Source organism: Methylomonas sp. HYX-M1, from assembly GCF_040741385.1.
GTDB classification, from domain to species: Bacteria; Pseudomonadota; Gammaproteobacteria; order Methylococcales; family Methylomonadaceae; genus Methylomonas; species Methylomonas rhizoryzae.
The window spans coordinates 74,106-91,924 of record NZ_CP160406.1; the positions used below are offsets into that span (position 1 = coordinate 74,106).

Annotated in this window: 12 protein-coding genes; 4 read left to right on the forward strand and 8 right to left on the reverse strand. The window is 50.7% G+C overall.

The window, feature by feature from the left end; genetic code table 11:
* Nucleotides 1–2: 2 nt before the first annotated feature.
* From AB0A83_RS20710 to AB0A83_RS20725, 4 genes are all read left to right on the forward strand, one after another.
* On the forward strand, nt 3–3,461 hold the full coding sequence (locus tag AB0A83_RS20710; RefSeq protein ID WP_367156205.1) for an AAA family ATPase: 3,459 nt from the start codon (nt 3–5) through the stop codon (nt 3,459–3,461).
* Between the two features lie 521 nt (nt 3,462–3,982).
* Nucleotides 3,983–5,842, forward strand: coding sequence for a hypothetical protein (locus tag AB0A83_RS20715; protein ID WP_367156206.1), 1,860 nt, complete (start codon nt 3,983–3,985; stop codon nt 5,840–5,842).
* Nucleotides 5,839–8,955 carry a hypothetical protein gene (locus AB0A83_RS20720; RefSeq protein WP_367156207.1) on the forward strand — a complete coding sequence of 1,039 codons (3,117 nt, stop codon included), beginning with the start codon at nt 5,839–5,841 and terminating at the stop codon, nt 8,953–8,955. The genes AB0A83_RS20715 and AB0A83_RS20720 overlap by 4 nt, the downstream gene beginning before the upstream one ends.
* Before the next feature lie 134 nt (nt 8,956–9,089).
* Nucleotides 9,090–11,354, forward strand: coding sequence for a hypothetical protein (locus AB0A83_RS20725; protein WP_367156208.1), 2,265 nt, complete (start codon nt 9,090–9,092; stop codon nt 11,352–11,354).
* A gap of 237 nt (nt 11,355–11,591) precedes the next feature.
* Here AB0A83_RS20725 and AB0A83_RS20730 read toward each other — a convergent pair whose 3' ends face one another.
* The 8 genes from AB0A83_RS20730 to AB0A83_RS20765 all read right to left on the reverse strand — a co-directional run bounded on the left by AB0A83_RS20730 (nt 11,592) and on the right by AB0A83_RS20765 (nt 17,815).
* Nucleotides 11,592–11,801 (reverse strand): cold-shock protein, encoded by a 210-nt coding sequence (locus AB0A83_RS20730; RefSeq protein ID WP_196433872.1) that lies wholly within the window; start codon nt 11,799–11,801, stop codon nt 11,592–11,594.
* A 151-nt stretch (nt 11,802–11,952) separates the two neighbouring features.
* The gene (locus AB0A83_RS20735) at nt 11,953–12,441 is read right to left on the reverse strand and encodes an OmpA family protein (protein ID WP_319962719.1); all 489 of its coding nucleotides are present in this window, start codon (nt 12,439–12,441) and stop codon (nt 11,953–11,955) included.
* Nucleotides 12,442–12,451: 10 nt separating this feature from the next.
* Nucleotides 12,452–13,150 (reverse strand): TraX family protein, encoded by a 699-nt coding sequence (locus tag AB0A83_RS20740; RefSeq protein ID WP_319962718.1) that lies wholly within the window; start codon nt 13,148–13,150, stop codon nt 12,452–12,454.
* 36 nt (nt 13,151–13,186) lie between these two features.
* Entirely contained in the window at nt 13,187–13,765 is a 579-nt protein-coding gene (locus AB0A83_RS20745) for a hypothetical protein (protein ID WP_196433874.1), read from the reverse strand.
* 125 nt (nt 13,766–13,890) lie between these two features.
* Nucleotides 13,891–15,285, reverse strand: coding sequence for a P-type conjugative transfer protein TrbL (trbL, locus tag AB0A83_RS20750; protein ID WP_196433875.1), 1,395 nt, complete (start codon nt 15,283–15,285; stop codon nt 13,891–13,893).
* Complete coding sequence (gene trbK, locus AB0A83_RS20755) at nt 15,282–15,578, reverse strand: entry exclusion lipoprotein TrbK (RefSeq protein ID WP_196433876.1); 297 nt, start codon at nt 15,576–15,578, stop codon at nt 15,282–15,284. Before trbK ends, trbL begins: the two co-directional genes overlap by 4 nt.
* A 6-nt stretch (nt 15,579–15,584) precedes the next feature.
* The gene (gene trbJ / locus AB0A83_RS20760; protein ID WP_196433877.1) at nt 15,585–16,388 is read right to left on the reverse strand and encodes a P-type conjugative transfer protein TrbJ; all 804 of its coding nucleotides are present in this window, start codon (nt 16,386–16,388) and stop codon (nt 15,585–15,587) included.
* A gap of 23 nt (nt 16,389–16,411) precedes the next feature.
* The gene (locus AB0A83_RS20765; protein WP_196433878.1) at nt 16,412–17,815 is read right to left on the reverse strand and encodes a TrbI/VirB10 family protein; all 1,404 of its coding nucleotides are present in this window, start codon (nt 17,813–17,815) and stop codon (nt 16,412–16,414) included.
* Between the last annotated feature and the right edge of the window lie 4 nt (nt 17,816–17,819).

Consider the following 17,819-nt stretch of genomic DNA (forward strand, 5'->3'; position numbering starts at 1 on the left):
CAATGCGCTTCCACCGCCTGGACCTGATCAAATACGGCAAATTCTCTGACCGCTCGGTGGAATTTCCAGCAGCTAAACAGGACTTTCATCTGATTGTCGGACCCAACGAGGCCGGCAAGTCCACCTTGCGGTCCGCCATTGTTGATTTGTTGTTCGGTATTCCGCCGCGTTCCGTTCATAGCTTTCTGCACCCGCTTAACGAATTGCGCTTAGGGGCTTACATTGGCAATGCCGCAGGCACACTTGAATTTCAGCGCGCTAAAGCGCAAAAACAAACCCTGCGCTCACCAGTGGATACCATCTTATCGGATACCGCGCTAACACCGTTTCTTGGGACTGCGGATAGAAGCTTCTTTGACCAAATGTTCGGCCTTGACCATACCCTTTTGGTGAACGGCGGCAATAGCATCCTCAATGCCGAGAACGACGTGGGTCAGATTCTGTTTCAATCGGCAGCCGGCGTTGCCAGCCTGGGCAAAATCCGTGATGCGCTGGTCGCCGAGGCGGATAAGCTATGGGCCCCCCGAAAATCCAATGAGCGGGCTTATTACATCGCTTCAGAACAGTTCGATAAGGCGACCACCGCGTTAAAAGAAGCCACTGTTCGCACTAAAGTCTGGGTGGACGCCAATAGTAAGGTCGAGTCGTTGCAAGAAGCGCTGAGTAACGAGCGCGAACGCCATCAGCAACGCCAAAGCCAGCGCAACAGCCTGGAACGCATCCGCAGGCTAGCCCCGTTTCTGATGACCCTAAGGGAAAACGAACAGAAACTGGCTGAGCTGGGCGAGGTGATAGAACTACCGGCAGAGGCCGCGGCCACTCTCGCAAGCGCAGAACGCGAGCTGGCTATCGCCCTTGAGCGACTGGAACTGCGCAATGCCGAGGTTGAAAACCTCACGGAAGCGCTATCACACATCGAAGTAGACGAAGCCGTACTTGAACTGGCTGCCGACATAACCAAACTGGATAACCTCCGCCTGCAATACAGCGCCTATGAAGGCGACATCGCCCATCGAAAAAAGGAAATAGCCGTGCTTTGGCAGGCGGTTGGTCAAGCCTGCGTCCAGCTGGGTTGGGCCCAAGACACTGAAAGCGCCATTGCCCAGCGCCTACCCACACTGCTGGTACGCCGGGAACTCAGGCAACTGGTCCGCGACCGCGGTGGCATTTTTCAGACATTACGGGCAGCAGAACAGGCCGAAAAGACCAAGGGTTCTGAAATCAAAACCCTATCCGCTCAATTGGCTGACTTGCAAATGGGCGAGATCAAACCCGCGCTACGTGCAGCATTAGCAAACGCCAAATCATTCGGTGACACCGAAATAGCCCTCCAAAAGCGACAAGCCACGCTCACCAAGACGAAGTCAGCGATGGACGGTGTATTGTTGGACTTGGGGCAATGGCGCAAGCCCTTACCTGAGTTAATGGCACTACAGCCGCCTAGCCAAGAAAAACTAACCCGTTTGATGCAAGAGCGGCAGGCCCTTATTGCTGATCGAAAAGCTGACTTACTGCGACTAAAAAATCAAACCGCCGAGGTTGCCCGAATTGAATTGCAAATTACCCAGTTTAAAGCACTACATCATCCCACCACGCTGGAGGCGGTGCTTGAAGCGCGGACTGAAAGAGATACAGCGTGGGCGGCGATTAAAACCGGTGAGATTGATCTGAAACGTGAGGGACACACGTTTGAGGAGAAGATGACCCATGCTGACCATGTTGCCGATAGGCGGCTCGACGATGTCGAAGAAGCAACCGAACTGCAAAGCTTGAATCAGTTGCTGGAACGGGAGCAGCAGAGCCTAACACTGATCGAAGGCCAATGTTCACAATTGGAAGCAGAGCTTCAATTATTCGATGATCGATGGGCACAAGAGGCAATCGGCATGGATTTGGCCGGCATGAACTTAGAGGATATCGGGGCCTGGATGCTTAGGCGGGAGAGGGCGCTGTCTGCTGGAATTGCCTATCAAGATGCAAAGGATGAGTTTGATTCGATTTGCCGGTCAATTGCAGAGTCCAGATTATCCCTCGCCAAGGCCTTGCAAGAAGCCGGGCTGCCTGTGGTCGAGACAGATAGTGTGTCTGTCCTCTGCGTTCAGGCAGAACAGCATATCCAAGCCATCGACAGCGCTAAAATTCGGCACGAAACCTTATCGGTTCAATTACTTGCCGCGCAGTCACTGGCCACAACGTTAAAGCAAACTACTGAGGATGCGAAAGCGGAGGCAAGCCGTTGGTCTAAAGCCTGGGCAACAACGCTCGCCAAGACGGGGTTATCCCCCGACAGCGATAGTGGCACGGTGGAAGGGGCTCTTGAGCTCATTGAGCAAATCGCCGAAAAGTTAGACAAGATGCGACAGATTCAAGTCGAGCGTATCGACACCATGAATGCTGATCTGAAGGCGTTTTCTGTTGAAGCACATCGTCTCGCGCAAATCGTTGCCGCTGAGCTCAAAGATCAGCCGGCCGAGCAAATTGCTCTCACATTAGCCCATCGTTTAGAGCGAGCACGCGAGTCTTTTGCGGAATGCAGTCGACTTAAAGAAGCTCTGCGTATTGCAAACAGTCAGGTATTGGAAGCCAAGGAATCCAGTCAAACCGCCATGGCGAGTTTGAAGCCGTTAATGGAAAATGCGGGTGTCGACACCACAGCTTTGCTAAATGAAGCCATAGGTCGATCTGATGAGCAGCGCCGCCTAAATGCCGAGCTGGCAGAGGCTAAGGCTACTCTTCTCAATGGGGGAGATGGTCTAACGCGGATGCAAATCGAAGCGGAGATTGATGCGGCTAACCTAGTCCAGCTGGCCGCTGAACTCGCACATATCAACGATGAAATTGCTGATGCAGTGCAGCAGCAAACGACGCTTTCGGCTGACCATGCAAACGCCTTGCAGGCTTTGTCCGAAATCGGTGGATCAGACGCGGCCACACAGGCGGAGGCCCAACGCCAAGAAGCGCTTGCGCAAATGTCGGATGCCGCCGAACGTTATGTAAAAGTATTTACCGCCGGGCGCTTGCTCCGTTGGTCAATTGATCGCTATCGAGAAGAGAAGCAGGGGCCACTGTTACAACGAGCGGGTACGATCTTTTCGACCTTAACGTCCGGATCGTTTAGTAAGCTGATTGTGGATTTTGAACGGGAGCCGATGGTGTTGGAAGGGCTACGTTCCGATGGCAAGCTGGTCGGTATTTCTGGCATGAGCGACGGCACACGAGATCAGCTTTATTTGGCACTTCGACTGGCGGCCCTGGAAATGCACCTGAAACAGGCCATGCCGTTGCCATTCGTCGCCGACGATCTATTTATCAACTACGATGATGTCCGATCAAAAGCGGGGTTTGAAGCACTTAAAGCATTGTCAGAACAAACCCAAGTGATCTTCCTGAGCCACCATGACCATTTGATTCCGACGGTGCAGGAGGTTTTTGGCAAGCACGTGAATGTGGTGTGTTTGTGATGGGTCTATGTAGCGGATTCCTTCAAGAAAATGCGGATTACCTCACGAAGCAGAAACTTACGTAGGTAAGCCAATTAAGTGACGCCAAGAGCCATATCACTCTTGGGTTATACAATCGGGTATCCAGTTGGCATGTACTTAACCTGGCGTTAGCCAGACATCTTACGACCTTGGCTTACGATTTTTTTGTTTTGCAAGCTGGCCCCCCAAGAAGCAGATTCGACCTTGAGCAGACATTGAGCCATACCGACTGTGCGCACGCCAGAAGACATTCAGCAGCAAGAGATACTGGCTTTCAAGCTCGCTTGATGTAGGTCGCAATCGCTTCCGAACCTATGAAGCTGTACTTAGCGTTTTTCGCTCGTGCACTTGCCATTGATGAGAGGAATGCGCGATACTTCTGCGGTTAAATACAACTAAAGAGTTCGCTAAAAGATCGAACTTCAGTTTGATGTGATGCTAGATCCGGTATACACCGGTTCTATCGCTTTCATCCAAAGCTTCACAGGAGGGGAGCGCTGTTGGAAATAGTTTCTGTTGTACAAAAACTCCAAGAGGTAGGGCTGACTCACCCGAAGCTGAACGCCCTTCAAGCTGATGAAACGTTGTATACAGTGCTCGCCATTCAGCCTGAGGGACGCATTCGCATTACAGATTGTTCCATTGGCAATGCAGATCCAGGCGACGAGAAACTGAGAATGTTGTCGTTCTTCCAGCTTGTCGCAGCGACTCAACCAGACTTGGTGATCAGCCCAGAGTACAGTGTACCCTGGGACGCATTGCTAGAATCAATTGAAGCCGGTATAACACCTCTGCCTGGTAAGCTTTGGGTTCTGGGATGTGAGAGCTTGATGCTTGAGGGACTCGTCGCCATTCGCGAACGGCTTGGACCGACCGCTGTCGTACTTGATGATGACATTTCACCTAAGCAAATAACGACTCAGAAATATCGCAATCCACTGGTCTACGTCTTCAAAACCAAATACGGCGACGACATCTCGGAGCAGCTTGTATTATTAGTTCAGTACAAAACGCAAGCCTCAGGAGACCAAGAAAATACAGAAGCAACAGGGATGCTACCTGGACAGAATGTCTACCTTTTCGGCCGAGCGCCAGGCGAAGTCCGCCTTATGACCCTGATTTGCTCCGATGTGTTTGGCTTTGATAAAGCACTTATAGACAAGTACTACGATGGATTGTTTTTGCTGCATATCCAACTCAACAATAGTCCTCGCCACTTGCTATACAAGAAGTATAGGCAAGAGCTCTTCGCATTTGGCGGCAGAACGGAGCTTTTATGCCTAAACTGGGCCGATAATATAGTATCCGTTGACCAGCAAGGCGAGAATGAGCTTAACTGGGCTAATATTTGCGGTTCAGCTTGGTATCTTCTTCCGTCAGAGTTTGATACCACCGACGGCAGAATCAATGAGAATCACAGGCACGGCATCTACTACACGCGTCACGAACCAATTCGCGTCCATGCATTGCAGTTTCACTATCGGCCGCGGATTTTTCTCCTTCAAGCAACTAAAGTCTATCACCACGCAGTACCCAAACCTCAGTCAATACGTTCGGGCCCTAAAGCGCTAAAAACATTTGTATGGTCTCAAGACTTGAGTAACTGGGTTGAGCCTCGTACTCCAAAGGAACTGCCTAATGATGGCTTCGACGCACAATTAGACAGAGCGGGCGGAGTTCAAATCGACCTTGAAGACGTCCGAGCTCTGTATCGGCTCAGCCCTATTTCGGTCGAGCGAGCGATGGCCATCACTGCAGGTCAGTTCGGCCCCAATGCCAACTGGCATGAGCCCCACCGCATTGACTCGATGCAGCTATGCGAGCAGGAAATTGTGCGACGGGTCACTGTGACTCAAGATCCGGCATCTCAGGCGGTGAGCTTCAGGTCCGCACGACTAGGTGCCGTGCGAGCCATCGCTGAACTGCGAGGGAACAACTACCCATGGCCTGCACCTGTAGAAGTGTTGCGCCAAGGGTTCAGTTTCAATTGGTCGCCGCAGTTCCCTAATCGCAATGTTGTAGCTATCGACGGAACTGTCGCAACTATAGTGCACGCGGGGCTTATTGGTGACCTAACAGAGCTAGAGAAGCTGGACCAACGCGCCCGCAAGGCGCTGGCAGGACCACCTCCCGAGCCCGAGCGCGCATTGTCACAGGAACAGATGGACAGCTTCAATCGGCAGCACTATGCGACGCGAGTCGAACGTTTTTGCATCCTCTACAGCACCGCTATGGGACCAAATCACTATATCAGTCCGCGAGACTCATCGTTCGTACAACCCGCTGGGCAGTCTCCTGTTGATATTGGAATACCATCATTTTGCCGTGTGGCCGATGACCAACAAGGAGCCCAACAATGAATCTGCAAAACGCTCAAGAGAGGATTGGTAAGAGGCTTGTAAATGTTTCAGAGGTCGCGTCCGGTGTGCTCCGTGGGGTGCGCAGGCGAGGTGAACAGGATTTTGCGGCCTATGTGTTTGACCTGAACAATCATCTGCCTGAGACCGTTGGCAGCCTGAACAGTTACCTTGATGAGGTTATTGGTCAAACCTACTTCGACGAAGGCGCATCTCCGGACCTTCGCTGGAACAACTATCTGTACTTTGTAGTTGGTCGCGAAGCAGCCCGCAGCCCCGACTTTAGCTTAACCAAAAGCTACCTTGAGGCCGACAGATGCTATGCTCGCAAATACGTTGTCTTTGAAGACGAATTTGACCGTGTCCTCGAAGAACTTGATTCAGTGGCAGTTGTCGACAAGTCGGCTGTGACAGCCGATATAGTTCAATCCTGGTCGGAAAGCCTAGGTACAGTTGGCTTAGAGGACATTCTAGATGGCGACCGCCCTATCGCTAACATCGTAAGGAACATTGCTACAGGAACGGCCAAACAATCGGTTCGCACTAGAAAGACCTCAGGGCTCGAAGCCAGCCATCAGCTCGTATCAGCACATTTGGCCAGTCTTGACCTAAGCAGCTTTCGACCTTATCCTCGGCGAAAATATTTTGAAGGCCTTGGTAAAGCGAATCTGCTCTTTGGCTCGAACGGCGTTGGCAAGACTTCGCTATTGGAAAGCCTTGAGTTTCTGTTTTGCGGCGCAAACCGACGTTCCCCGACTCATGAGCAAAGCTCAGTTGAAGGCCACCTAGCCTCTGGTGTTAGCGTCAAGACCTCGGGAATACAATCCTTATCCGATTTCAAGACCCGCCAACGGCTTTGGTATGGAAGTGATGACACCAGCCGCCAGAACAAGCTGCCCAACCAGTTTGCGCGGTTCAATTTTCTGAACACCGACGCGGCGGCGGAGCTTTCTCTGCTCAAGGGTGATCCTGGGGCGGTTCTGACCGGCAACGCAGACAGTCTGGCCGCACTGCTGAGTGGTCACGAAGCCACTTTGATTTGGCGGCGCATTCAAGATGTGCGAAAAGCAATTGCTGAAGATATCCGTGCCAAACGCTCCGTGCGTGCCGTTGCCGAATCGGACCAGAAAGCCAAAGAGCAGGAAATTAACTCGCTCGAAGCAATCCCAGGCCAATCCGATGCGGCCTTTGCTGTATTTTTAAAGGACTTAGAACGGATTGGATGGCAAGGTGTCCCCAAAGACAAGCAACTCGTATCAGAACAACTTGTTGAGTCTCTTTCAGACCTGACTTCGCAATTGGGCGTGGTTCGCCAGCTCAACTGGCTGCGCGGCCCCATCACTGAGGCGTCCGCCGCTGAATATGTGCAGACTCTGCTCCCCGCGTCAGAGGCAATGCGAGAGGAGCTCGCGCACATCAAGACGAACGAGCAGCGCCGCAGCATACTAGCGAAACGGCAAAGCTTGGCTGAGTCAAGAAAGGCAGCTCTTGCTGCTGTAGCTCCCGCAGCAGTTGAGGAACTTGTCCAGCTTTCGGAGTCGCTACAGCGAACAAACGATGAACTCGTATCGAATACGAAGGCATTCTCGGCTCTGCCGACCATTGAGCCACCGGAAGGTTGGGAGACCATGTGGGGGAGTAAGACGATTCTTGAAGCTCACAACGAGTCTGAAAAGACCCTAAACGCGCTTCACAATGAAATCACGGAGTCCCAGCAGCGCCTAACCATTTTAACGAGCACGCAGTCGCAATTGCAAAACGCCCTGGTAGAGTTGCATGACTGGGCTCGCAAGGTCGTTGAGCATCGGCATTCCGATGCCAACTGCCCTGTATGTGGTACCGAGTTCGGGCCTGGTGAGCTTTTGCACCATATGGAATCTCTCGTATTGACTCCTTCGGACACAGCAGCGTCGGAGCTCAAACACAATATCGAACAACTCATCAATCGGCAGAAGCTTGTCACTCAAGAAACGACCTGGTTAGAGCAACTTGAAAAGTTTTCGCGTGTCATCGCCGACAGTCGCTTGACCGTAAGCGTCAGCGCTATCCAGCGTGCGTCAACAACCCTGATAGAGCGGCAAAAAACACTTCTTAACGCAAGACACTCTGCAAAATCGGGGATCGATGGCTACTCACGGGCGGGCCTGTCGTTGGAAGCGGTTAGGAAACTGTGTACCCCCCTCGAGGGAGACGACCAGCCAGAGACAGGATCTTTGAACATAGCTGAGGCTGCTCAGCGAATCGAAAAATACCTGCGAGATGTTCGCGAAGAGATAACAGTCATTGACAAGGACAATGTCCGTAGGAACGCTGAAGCAAGGCGTCATCTAGCCTCTGCGGCTATCGACAGCGAGCAATCTCTGTCATCAGGTATGGACCTGGTACTTGCTCGCCTCAGGCAGACCCAGGGGGCCATAGAAGTCTGCTATAAAGTGCGCCGGTTCCTGCGCTTAGTACCCTCAACAGACCTAATGTCACTTTACGCCTCATTGGAAGCTGCCGTGCTGGGGGCCAAAACGGTGTTGGCCGCCATTCAGAGTGACAACAACTCCGAAACGCACTTGAAGTCGCTACGTACGCAGTTGGAGCAGGTTACGGAACGCCTTAGTGTCACCCGTGGTGCGCTTGAACGACTAGCTGCATCGCAGCGGGTGCTTGACGATATTATCGAGAACCAGTCGCTCGACGACGCGAGTGCAGCCGTTGTTGCAGCAACCCACACAGTGGCTGATAGTATATTCAGCCGCATTCATGCGCCAGCGGAGTACCAAGTGACAGCCGAAGCTTTCTCCCCTTTGAGAAGGCGAGATAACAACGCCGCAGTCCAGCTTAACGAAGTGAGCACGGGACAACGGGCAGCTTACGCCCTCTCTATGTTCTTGGCGATGAACGCTCAGGTCAAGGAAGGTCCGAAGGTCATCTTGCTCGACGATCCGATTTCACACATCGACGACCTGAATGCCTTATCGTTTCTCGACTACCTACGAAACCTCGTCTTGAAATCGGACCGCCAACTCTTCTTTGCGACTGCGGACGAAAAAATCGCGGGTTTGTTTGCACACAAGTTCGGTTTCCTTGGACAGGAATTTCGTACTATTGAGCTGGCTCGTAGTTGAGCTGGATCAAGCGTATCGAGTACCCAAAGCCTTCAAGTCTGCGATGAGCCGTCACTGAAGTAGATGCTGATGATTAACCTCGAGACGGTCAAGCTGGCCGAAGTTATCAAATGCTTTTCCACACCGGTTCCTGCATGTTTAATCTTCACACATTAGGTTGGCACAGTTTTCAACAACTCTGCCTGTCCGTTTCGCGCGAGGTACTCGGTCAAACTGTCCAGTCCTTTCTAGACACGAATGACGGTGGTCGAGATGGGGCGTTCTCAGGTATCTGGAGCCAACAAAATGGTGAGTCGCTCTCTGGTCGGTTTGTCATCCAATGCAAGTTCACTGCTCGAGCCGGATACGCTCTCACACCATCGGATCTCGAAGAAGAATTCAGCAAGGTCAGACGGTTGGTAGACAAGAGCGAGTGTGACGTCTACATTTTGATGACAAATGCCGGCGTTTCCGGTGCGACTGAGCTGAAGCTAAAGGAGAAATTCAACGAGGCTGGTGTCAAAGACATCCGGATATTTGGCGTCACTTGGCTAGAAAACCAGATTCGTGAGAGTAAGCGCTTAAGGATGATGGTTCCACGAGTATACGGTCTCGGGGACTTAAGTCAAATCTTAGACGAGCGAGCATATGCCCAGGCCGCGGCGGTTCTCGAATCCATGCGCGAAGATCTGGCTAAGGTCGTTCTGACGGAATCCTATCGGAAAGCAGCGAAAGCACTCGACGTATATCGTTTTGTGCTTATCGTTGGCGAGCCTGCGTCAGGAAAGACGACAATAGCCTCGTTACTTGCGATGTCATCTGCTGACCAGTGGGGCGCGTCTGTCGTTAAGCTAGCGACTCCGCAGTCCGTCGTGGAGCGTTGGAATCCGCATGAGAAGTCCCAGCTATTTTGGATCGACGACGCCTTCGGAGTAACTCAGTACGAAAGTCCTCTTGTCTCAGGTTGGAACCACATCCTTAACGAGGTGAAGACGATACTCCGCCAAGGTAACCGTGTGGTGATGACGTCACGTGACTACATCTATAACCGTGCGCGGAAAGAATTGAAGGAAGGAGTCTTTCCTTTGTTCCAGGAGAGCCAAGTTGTCATTGATGTCCATGATCTTTCGGTGGACGAACGGCGGCAGATTCTCTACAACCACCTGAAGCTGGGAAGGCAATCCCCTAAGTTTCGTGCTGCCGTGAAGCCATATTTGGACTCTGTGGCGAAACACAATAGGTTCATTCCGGAGATTGCCAGGAGACTGGCAGATCCCTTCTTCACCAAGAATTTGTACTTATCCGAATGGAGCTTGGCGAACTTTGTCGACAAGCGCGAACAATTCCTCATGGACATCTGTAAAGAACTAGATACGGATAGCAAGGCAGCACTGGCATTAATTTATATGTCCAATGGGCGCTTGCCTAGTCCAATTTCATTGATACCCGTTGAAGATGAGGCGCTGAGGCGATTGCATAGCAACCTTGGTGCGTGTATAGCAGCGCTCGAAGCACTGCGTGGCAGTCTTGCTGTCTATGCGACCTCGGACGGAGAGTCCTTTTGGACTTTCAAGCACCCGACCATCGGCGACGCCTACTCTGCAATGCTTCGAGAGAGCCCGGAACTTCTTGGGATATATGTACGCGGTAGCGACATCGAAAAGCTCATGCGGCAGATAACCTGCGGAGACATGGGCATTGATAATGCAGTTGTGCTTCCTAGTTCTTTGTTTGCCCTCCTAATTGAGCGACTTGTGGCGTTTAAATCGAGTTCAGCGTATAAGACCGAATGGATGTCAGGATGGGGGGCTCGTCGGGAATTGCTAGGCTTCCTGGCCCGGCGGTGCAACAAGCAATTTCTGGAGGCGTATCTCGCGGCTGACCGGAAATTGATTGAGTCGATTGTTGAGCCTATGCTTTACTTGGACTTCTCCGTCGAAATCGACCTTGCTATTCGCTTGTTCAAGCTCGACCTCCTGCCAGAAGACAGGCGTAGAACTTTGGCCGAAAATGTCAGTAAATATGCTTGTGATGGCGATGACGCTCGTGTCCTGAGCGATCCGGAATTGCGTTCGCTGTTGAACGACAAGGAACTTAGCAGACTACGGGAGGCGGTTCGTACTAAGGTGCTGCCACGTATCGAGGAGGTACGTCTTGAACATCAAGCAAACCGTGCTCCGGATGATGACCCTGAATGGCATATGAGGCGTTTCACACAATTACTCTCTGCTATCACAGAATCGTATCCCCAGAGTCGGCGTATCAGTAACATTGTCAAAAGAGAGCGTTTGCAGGTTCAAGAGTGGATTGACGAAAATCCAACGGAGGCGGATAGCTCAACTTCGCGAGAAATCACAGTTGATGAACCGAGTGTGAGCAATGGTGTCAGCCGCAGTATTTTTGATGATGTAGACGAGTGACGTCGGCCCGCCGGCGTCTACCTCTGCAAAAGGACTTTGAAAAATGGCCAGCACCAAATAAAGAGGCGTTGAATTTTTTCACCGGGACAATACCAGTTCCGTTAATTGCACTAACAAGTGCGACTTCGCATAAGATAGGTTATGTTAAATAATGGAAATTAACCGCTTAATTTTATAATAAAAACAAGCATTTACATCGGGTCTGGTTTCGCTCTTTGCTAGCCAATGAATAGATGCTTATAAAGGGGTCACGTTTTCAGCTTGTGGGCCTTTGGGCCCGGCGGTCACTTCCATGGTCACGCGCTGGCCTTCTTTCAGGCTTTTCCGACCGCTGCCTTGGATCACACTAAAGTGGACAAAGACATCTTTGCCGCCGGCTTGTTCAATGAAACCAAAGCCTTTTTCATCGTTGAACCACTTTACTTTGCCTTCTACTAGTGCTGCCATATATTTCTCTGATTGTAAAAAACCATTGCTGGGGCGTATTGTTCATACGGACAGAATAACAATTATCGCTTAATTTAAGGTTGAATGCGCGATTGGTAAAACCGCAAAAAGTGCCGGCAAGGTTACTGTGGGTAGGCAAAGTACTTTCCTACTATTGGGTGACTGACGAGTAACTGCTTGTCGGTGTGACGTACACCAGTTCAATTTCCACCCGCTGGTTTTGACGCCTCCCTTCGGGTGTTGAATTGTCTGCGATAAAATCAGATCCGGAAGCGTAATTCACGTGAATTTTCAAAGGAGACACGCCACGCTCTATTAAGTAATTTCTAGCGGATACTGCCCTTGATAATGCAAGCTGCTCGTCCTTAGCGCTCGGGATTGGCGTACTGGTCCGGCCTCGAACCGTTATCAATGCGGCATTCTTGGCGTCGTCCAAAACCGACGAATCGTTAATGCTAGGACGAAAAGTAATGCTCCGATTATCAAATAAGACTGTTACGGTATTTGATCGTGGCATTTCAATGATGCCGACATCGGCTACCGTGTTTGAGGTAATCGGCTCAATATGGAATGTTTGCGCTTTTGCGACGTTTGCGAACGTCATAAATGACGCAAGTATGACTAGGCGCTTTATGGTCATAAATACTTCCTTATAGGTTGGTGAAAGTTGTGTCTGTCATGGAAATGATCCACAGAGCGGTTAGGTGCAATGGGTAAAAGGCATAGAACGCCCATTGGACACGCGGAACGGGCAATCGCACTAAACAAGCTATCAATGCAACCGGTAATACCGCCAGGGCCCAGTAATTGCCACTGATTAGACGTAATGACAGAATGGATATAGTTGCAATAATTACCGGGGCAAGCTGTGGCGTTTTACAATACCACCACGCCGATAAGCCAAGAATAAGACCAGGCCACCAATATTCGACCACTGAGCCACCAAGTAAAAACACTACCGCCGCAGCTAGGTAGCCAGTGATCGTTTGATGCTCGATTAAATAAATGGTGAGCGTGAGAACCAACAACGCAAACATAAAGTTTAACGGCCACCATCCGGCCAGTAATCCGCCCAAAGCAAGGAAGGCCGGGGTTGCCAACGATCCACACAACGCCAATCGCTTAATAATCCGGATATGTACGCCACGCTCGAACGCCATTGGCCTTGCAAGGTTATACGCGAGAACCAGAACAAATAACGGCATCGCTAAGCGGCCTATGTTGAATAAAACAGGAATGCCGCCCTTATATAAATATTTGTTGGTGTGATCGATAATCATAAGGATCAGTGAAAACCACTTGATGGCTTCAATGGTGCCATCTGCCACAACTACACGTGGATAGTTCATTCTATTCTTCCTTTTTTAGCGGCTAAAATGAGACAGTTAGTCGGCGCTAACCATAATTTTGCGAGGGATGTAAGTTGTGGCCGTCTGCATTTGCATCGGCCTTTGATACTGCGCCGTTAAGATATTCTGTTGACTCTGAGCGGGTGCCGGCTCCGTCTTCCTTGCTTGATGGACCTCTAAAGTTCCACCCTTTAGAACCACATCTAGCCAATCGGCCCACTTGTTGGCTCGTACCATCAAATCCGCCTTGTATATCCCATTGTAATAAGGCGTTCTTGAATGATAATTTGCGACTTTGGTCCACAAGTCACCCTTATCGTCTTTGATATGAACAGCTAACCGCCATGCAGCTAGATCGTATGGGTAGCATCCGGCGCTTGCTACATCCTCTGGCGTAATGCCGTACTTTGCCAGTTGATTTAAGTAGGACGTATTGAATTGCATCGGGCCTACATCGTAAGTGCCATTTGTATTCCTGACCCATTGCCCCGGTTTTCCGCCTTCTTTCTCGGCAACAGCCAGCACAATATTCGCTGGTATATCAAATTTCTCTGCCGCAGTAATCGCGCAAACAACCTGCTCTTGTTTTTGTGGAGGAATGTCTATAGCGGGCATATTATTGTCTCGGACATTGGTTTAAGAAATTCGCGCGAGCTGTTTTCGGTTGAGAAAACACTAACGCGGAAAATATGCCGATTGCAATAATGCAAAGTTTTAACGTTTTCATGATTTTTCACCTGTTATGCTGATTGCGCGTTACCGCTATTGTTACCGTTAGTGAATGCAGCGACTTCTTCGGCTGGATCAACTGCCTCATCGGATCCAGATAAGCTATCTCCACCAAATGAGGGTGTTGTTTGCCCGCTATTGCTAATTGCGGATGCGACTTGGCCGCCGAACGTATTACTGGTTCTGTCCCTGATTTTCTGTTTTGCGACTTCGCCAATACCAGTCGCCAGATTTTTTATCATTGAAGGGCCATATTTGGGGTTGCTGTCCCGGCTGGACGTACTGCTTCCCCCCATTGCTTCACCAAGCGGTGTCGTCGTTTTTGAGGATGATGAATCGCTATTGCTCTGGCCGCCTTGTAGATAGTCGGCGGTCATCCTTGATGCTGAATCCGACCCACCACTTCCGGCGAATTCCGCTGCTTTATTGGACGCCGCCATAATGGCTTGAATACCGCCTCCGATATTCGTTGCTCCAGCGGCAATCGCCCCGCCAGCAACGCCGATGGCGGCTCCGGCAGTAGCCGCCGCCGCCATTGCTGAACCAGCTCCAAATCCGTGCCCAAGTGCCCCAGTTCCGCCACCGAATGCGACTTGCCCTAGCATTGGCGGCACTTTGTTGACCAATAACAATAAAACCACTGATGCGACTAGAAACGAGCCCATATCCGCGTAGGTCATATCGGCCTCCATTGCCGCGACATAATCATTGATAAAGGCTTGCCCAATCCCGACAATCAGAATCATTGCCATCAATTGTATGGCGACGTTCAGTACCGTTTTGTAAAAGCCAATTGCCATGTCCGTAGTCCAGCGGCCACCGCCGAAGCCCAGATAAATCACACCGGCATAAGCAAGGATCCAGCCGCTAATAAAGAGCACAAGCATATTCGTAGCAATCAGGGCCATTATTACCAGTACGACCGCTCCCATGATAATCAGCGCAGCGCCCTCGACTGGTTCCCAGATGGAGGATGCTGTAATTGCTTTGCCAAACACCTGGAATCCAGCATCAATAATGCCAGACGGTGTTACCACTCCGAGGCCGGCCGCATTTGACCCTAGCGTTTGCATTGATGCAAATATGCCGGTCGCCATTGCAGGACCGTTACTCAACAACCACCAGAAGAACCCTGTGGTGATCGTGAACCGAAGGAATTCGGCATAGAACTCGCCAATATCGGCCTTTCTTAATAATAAAAAGCCATGTGTCCATACCATAGAAATTAAGGCCAATACCCAGAATAGCCAGGTTGCTCTCGCAGTTATGGCGTCGGCCCATCCGGCTGCTGCTGCGGCGAATCGTCCTTGAACATCATCCATAATGTTCGGCCCATCTATTGCCGCTAAGGCGTCAGTAGATAACGCTATCAGGATGGTAGCAATCAATAACATTTGTTTATTCATTTGATCGTCCAATTTCGATTGTTGGCAGCACCGAACGTCACCCGGCGAGCACAAGCCGACGCTAGTCGACGCCGCTTTTTCTCATTCACAATGCGAGCAAGATTTTCATGTCGACAATTTATTTCATTGACAACAAACTCTTCGCCATCAGTGTCAGTGTCAGTGTCTGATTCCGCTTCCTCCGCGACCGGCAAAATGTCATCGCCGCGATTAAAAAGACCGTCCCAGTTGCTTACGGTTGTTGCAATCGCGGACACGATCAGTATCACCACCAGGATATATTTAATGGACATGTGGAGTTACCTGATGCTCCAGCCTGCATTATCGCCGTATGCATACGGCACAACGTGGGCCTTGTCTGATGCCGCTTGTTGTTGTGCTTCCTTATTTGCAAGAGCCTGATTTCGGGTTATGTCGGCGTTTTGTTGCGCAATCAACAACCCGCGAATTTGCAGAAGCTGATTGGCCTGTTGGCTGGCGAGCTGATTGGTATAACCGATTGCCTTGACTTGACCATCGGCACCTTGTGCCGCCGCTTGAAGATCTTCAAGCGTTGCGGCATCGGCCTCCAAAGCGGTTTGTTGGCTATCCAGGCCTTCGATTGCGGCTTTGTTTGCTGTTTGTTGCGCCTCAGAACCAAGGTGAACAGAATCGCGTAAGTCGGCTAAATCGGCTTCCGTGCAGGCCTCGCCGTTAAAACATGCTGAGCCTCTATAAGTGTTGATGTCTTTAAACTTTGACAAATAGTTATCTAGGTTTCCGAACCTGTCTTTATAACCAGTGACGGTATCAATGGTTCCGCGAAGTCTTCCCATTGTTGCGGTCGCTCTATCCCAGATATTGACCACTGGAGATGCAGTGTTTTGCAGCATATTTTCGTATTGCTGCAACTGCGTTGAATACTGTTCCAGTTGAGTGGCATATTCCTGCACTTGCTTCAATGTCTGAGCGACTTCTTCAACGGCAGTCATAACGTTTTGCGTCAGATTTGTGCCGTCAATTACTGGAACGCCCGCACGTGAAATCGTTGGTGCGAACATTGCTGTAGCGATCACCAAGCCTAACATCAATTTTTTAGCGGCTAAAATGCTGTTGTTTTTCATAACTTACTCCTATGGTGTGAACCTTAATAGTCGAATGCTTGATACGGTTTGGTTAGCGTTAGATCTTTCGTAACGATAATGTTGAATCGATAGCCGGGTCTTATTTCCAGAGTCGGCGCGATATTCATGTTTTTCGCGATCATTTGGGAGGTCACACGGCCTAGTTGTTGTCCGAGTGCATTACTCATCGCACTGTTGGCATTAGGGGCCGTGTATCCGTTGTTTTGCTGGTTCTGCTGCTGGTTATAAGTAATTCCGGCAGTAATCGCCGACATCAGCAGTGCGGAACCAAATATACGAACAAAGTGATGATTTACTTGGTCCGTGAATCCTGCATATCCCGCGCTATCGGCCCCCGGCATTGCGCCAATATCCATCGCCTTGCCATCGGGGAAGACGATACGTTGCCATGCAACAAGAACACGCGATTGACCGTATTCCACTTCGCTTGAATAAACACCAACCAATCTGGAGCCTTGCGGAACCAATAAATATTTTCCGGTTGCCGTATCAAACACGTCCTGTGAAACTTGGGCCATAATCTGCCCAGGTAACTCGGAATTGATCCCAGAAATTAACGTTCCAGGGATAATGAAACCGGCTCTCAGTTCGAATGGCGTTCTGGGCGCTTCTGGTAATGAGTCCAGTCGCCATCTATCGCTTGATCCTGATTTCCCGAATTGATTGATGTTGTTTTTGTCACCCGTGCCTTCGGAACTAACGAGTTGCGGCGATAGTTCATTGCTGCCAATCCCGCCTTCCCCACCTGCTTCCATAATTCCAGACTCTTGCAATGCCGAAAGTCGTTTCTTATATGCGGTCATCGGGTCTGCGTCCGTCATTTGCTCTCTGACCGCCGCCAGCTTCGCGAGTACTCCGTCTCGGCTTGTTGTCTGAACTTGTGATGCTGAAACGACGGTTGGAGGTGAGCCGGCGCTACGCGGGGAAACTGCCGTTACCATCGTTTTTGCCTTAATTGCATCTTCAAATTGTTGACGCTTCATTGCGGCAATACGTGCGGCTGCATCCTCTTCCGGGGTACGGGCTCTATTGGGCGCGGCGGCTGGGGGTGTAGGCGGCATATCGGCCCGAACAATTTTGACTGGCGGTGTAGGTTCCGCTTGCGGCTCTGGTTGCGGTTTAGTTTCAGGGGGAATAATGCCTCCCAGATTATTGCCGACTATTTCCTTTGCCAACATATTGGCGTTCCCGCCTTTCTGCCGATCTGCTATATCGGGTTTGTTCTGCTGGTTTGCCCGGTCGGCTGCAACAAGGACCATTATGATCAAAAATATTGAGATGGCGACGCCCAGAATAAGCACTGGCAAGTTATTGACCCGGCGAACGCCGTGACCGGCTTCTGGCTCATCCGGTGACATTTCCGGCGACATATAATCTTCATTGACGGTATCTGCTGTACGTTCCATTGCT